The organism is Methanocalculus chunghsingensis (genome assembly GCF_018132105.1).
Lineage (GTDB): Archaea > Halobacteriota > Methanomicrobia > Methanomicrobiales > Methanocorpusculaceae > Methanocalculus > Methanocalculus chunghsingensis.
Window position 1 is genome coordinate 1 of sequence record NZ_JWHL01000032.1, and the last position, 3752, is coordinate 3752.

Sequence of the window (3752 nt, forward strand, 5' to 3'; positions counted from 1 at the left end):
ATCAATACCGGATCCTCCATCGGATCCGGATCCCGGATAGCCCCCCATTCGTACGTCGACGGGGTGTATGATGACGAGAGTGTCATAACGAGGTGAACACAAGATGCAGGCAGTTATTCTGGCAGGCGGGGAGGGCTGGCGGCTCCGGCCCCTCACAAAGAACCGTCCAAAGGCACTGATACCGGTCGGCAACCGGCCGATCATTGATTACGTCATCGATGCTCTCCTTGAGGCAGGAATCCGTGACATCACCGTCGTCGTCGGATACCGGAAGGAGCAGGTGATCCGGCATTTAAATACCCTGGACCATGAGGTGCAGGTGGTTGTCCAGGAACGGCAGCTCGGCAGCGCCCATGCCCTCGCCTGTGCCATTCCTAAGATCCATGATACCACCCTGGTCATCTCAGGCGACAACTACATCGATACCGCCTCTGTCCTGATGATGCAGGGGAAGGAGAATGCCATCCGGGTCAGCCCATCCATCGCTCCGGTCCATTACGGTGTGGTGACGGTCAATAACGGCCTTGTCACATCATTTGTCGAGAAGCCGGAGGAGAAGGGGATCGCCCTTGTCAGCAGCGGCCTCTATCTCTTCACCCCCGAGGTGATCAGATCGATCCAGGAACGTGAGCTTCCAGAGCTTCTCAACCGTCTCATTGCAGAGAAGGTACCGATCCGGGCGGTTGAAGGGGGGGAATGGGGTGATGCGATCCATGCATGGGATCTCATCTCCCAGAACAACCATCTCCTCAGGCTCACCACACCCGGAAGGAGCGGGATGATCAGCCGTTTCGCAACGATCACCGGGAAGGTCTCAATCGGGGCACGGAGCAGTATCGGCCCCGGCACCGTCATCACCGGGCCTGTCAGGATTGGGGAGGATACGACTATCGGCCCCAATGTCGTCATCGGCCCGGACGTCAGTATCGGAGATCGTGCCATCATAGAGCCGTTCTCATACCTGGCAGACTGTATCATCATGGATGACGTCCGGATCGGATCTCATGGAAGGATCGCTGATGCTGTCATCGGGGATGGCTGCAGTATCGGTGATCACCTCTCCACCATCACCGGTGAAGGATACTTCGGTCTGGGTGAAGGTGAGACGAAGATCTTCCATCAGGGAAGGTTCGGTGCGATTCTTGGGGATAACGTCACCATCGGATCATCGGTTGTCCTCACCGCCTGTATCATCGGAAACAACAGCACCATCCGATCCGGCAGACGGCTTGACGGAGAGATCCCGGATGGATCACGGGTGATATAAATGTGTGGAATCGTCGGGTACATCGGCCGCCGCCCTGCTCAGGCGATCGTCACCGAGGGGCTTAAGCGCCTCGAGTACCGGGGATATGACTCGTTCGGGGTCGCCACACTGGATACAGTGATCACGATAACCAAAAAGAGCGGACGGATATCCGATGCGGGCGGATCACTTGCCGGCCTGAAGGGAAGTATCGGGATCGGCCATACCCGGTGGGCGACGCATGGTGAGCCGAATGATCGTAACGCACATCCCCATCTGGACTGTGCCGAACGGATCGCCGTTGTCCATAACGGGATCATCGAAAACTATGCGGAGCTTCGGCGTGAACTGACCGAAAGGGGCCATACATTCAGATCCGAGACTGATACGGAGGTGATCGCCCATCTTGTCGAGGAGCGGTACGATGGGGATCTCCTTGCAACACTGGAAGAGATCATCCCCCTCCTCTCGGGATCCTTCGCCATCCTTCTTCTTGCGGAAGGGGAGGATCGGATCGTCGCTGCCCGGATGGCAAGCCCGCTCGTCATCGGGATTGGGGATCGCGAACTTCTTGCCGCATCCGATGTCACCCCGCTCATCGAGAATACACGGCGGGTCATCTACCTCGAGGACGGGGACTCTGTCGAGCTGACGAGAAACGGGTACCGGATACGCAATGGCGGTATGCCGGTGGAACGGGAGATCACCGAGGTGGACTGGGATATCGAGGATGCACGCCTCGGCGGTTTCCCCCATTACATGCAGAAGGAGATCTTCGAGCAGCCCCAGGTCTTCTATAATACCCTTCAGGCGGTCCGGGAGTCCCCGGATGCACTTGATCTCCTCAGAGGCCGGGATCGTCTTACCATCGTCGCCTGTGGATCCTCCTATCATGCAGGACTCCTCTACAAATACCTCCTCGAGATGTACTGCGGGGTAGCTGTGCTTGTCGAGCAGGGATCCGAGTTCAAGTACTATCCCCCACCCCTCTCGGGAACGGTCATCGGGATATCCCAGTCGGGAGAGACGGCAGACACGCTTGCCGCCCTGAAGATGGCGCAGAGCCGGGGATGTAAAACCGTCGCCGTCACCAATGTCGTCGGATCAACGATAACAAGGATGACGGATGCGACGATCCATCTCCGGGCAGGGCCTGAGATGAGTGTTGCGGCGACGAAGTCATTTATTGCACAACTCGCCGCAGGCCTTGGGATCACGGATGCCCTCACAGATGGCAGCCACGCAGAAGAGAATACACGAATCAATGTACGGATCGAAGAGATCCTGACGATCCCGATCACCGAAGCGGTCGGGCTCTGCTCATCGGCATCCTCGCTCTTCTACATCGGCCGGGGGCTCTTCTACCCTGCGGCACTCGAGGGTGCCCTGAAGATGAAGGAGATCTCCTATATCCATGCCGAGGGGTATGCTGCAGGGGAACTGAAACACGGCCCCTTCGCCCTCCTCTCCGGTGAGACCCCGGTCATCGCCATCGCCATCCCGGGTGCGGCATACCCGGTGATGTTATCCAATATCAAGGAGATCAAGGCGAGGGGGGCTCCCGTGATCGCCATCGGGCTTGCCGGGGATATCGAGCTTGCGGAGCTTGCGGATATCTTCATCGAGCTTCCAAAGGCTCCCGAGTCAACCGCCGTGGCCACCGTCTCGGTCCTCCTCCAGCGGCTTGCGTATGAGACGGCCGATTCCCTCGGCCGCGACATCGACAAGCCACGGAACCTTGCAAAGAGTGTCACGGTTGAGTAGGTGAGGGAATATGTCCGGTGTCTGTGCCATCAGGGGGGAGATCTTCTCGCTCCATCATATCGAGAAGCACCCTGAGGCGGCACCCCGGCTCAGCAGGACGGGGGAAGGGATTCCGCCAGGCGTTGCCATCAGGGAGCCGGTCCTTGCATCCGAGGAGGAGCTTACGCTGATCCATACACCGGAACATGTCAGGATGATCCGGCAGTTCTCGGAGTTCGGGGGTGTCCGGTTCATCGATCCCGACACCTATGTCACCTCACGTTCATTTGAAGTCGCCTCATATGCCGCCGGATCATCGATCAATGCAGCGGAACGCGCCCTTGATGGAGAGCGGCCGTTTGCGCTTGTCCGGCCGCCGGGCCACCATGCCGAACCGGACAGGGCGATGGGCTTCTGCCTCTTCAATAATGCCGCGATAGCCGCTGCCTCCATCCTGACGACGAGGGACCGGGTCGCCATCCTCGACTGGGATGTCCATCATGGCAATGGCACACAGAAGGCCTTCTACCGGAGTGACCGGGCCCTCTTCCTCTCGATTCACCAGAGTAACAGCTTCCCCCGGACCGGCTGGATCGATGAGATCGGCGAGGGGCCGGGGCGGGGATACACCCTGAATGCACCGGTTCATCCGGGGGGGACGATCACCGATTTCCGCTATATCATCTCGGAGATCTTCATCCCCGCCATCGAACGGTTCAGGCCGGATGCCGTGATCATCTCGGCAGGACAGGACGCACTTGAT

At 58.9% G+C, this 3752-nt stretch carries 3 protein-coding genes; all 3 read left to right on the plus strand.

What is annotated here, in order from left to right; all coding sequences use genetic code 11:
* Nucleotides 1–103: 103 nt before the first annotated feature.
* The gene (locus tag RJ53_RS11415) at nucleotides 104–1267 is read left to right on the plus strand and encodes a sugar phosphate nucleotidyltransferase (protein WP_211531760.1); all 1164 of its coding nucleotides are present in this window, start codon (nucleotides 104–106) and stop codon (nucleotides 1265–1267) included.
* Nucleotides 1268–3010 carry a glutamine--fructose-6-phosphate transaminase (isomerizing) gene (glmS, locus tag RJ53_RS11420; RefSeq protein WP_211531761.1) on the plus strand — a complete coding sequence of 581 codons (1743 nt, stop codon included), beginning with the start codon at nucleotides 1268–1270 and terminating at the stop codon, nucleotides 3008–3010.
* A gap of 10 nt (nucleotides 3011–3020) precedes the next feature.
* Nucleotides 3021–3752, plus strand: a 732-nt coding sequence (locus RJ53_RS11425) for a histone deacetylase family protein (RefSeq protein WP_211531762.1), incomplete at its 3' end; no start/stop codon positions are given.

Bases quoted from the DNA above. Each gene is read 5' to 3' on its own strand.
- glmS (WP_211531761.1), top strand. From the start codon at position 1,268: ATGTGTGGAATCGTCGGGTACATCGGCCGCCGCCCTGCTCAGGCGATC.
- RJ53_RS11415 (WP_211531760.1), top strand. From the start codon at position 104: ATGCAGGCAGTTATTCTGGCAGGCGGGGAGGGCTGGCGGCTCCGGCCC.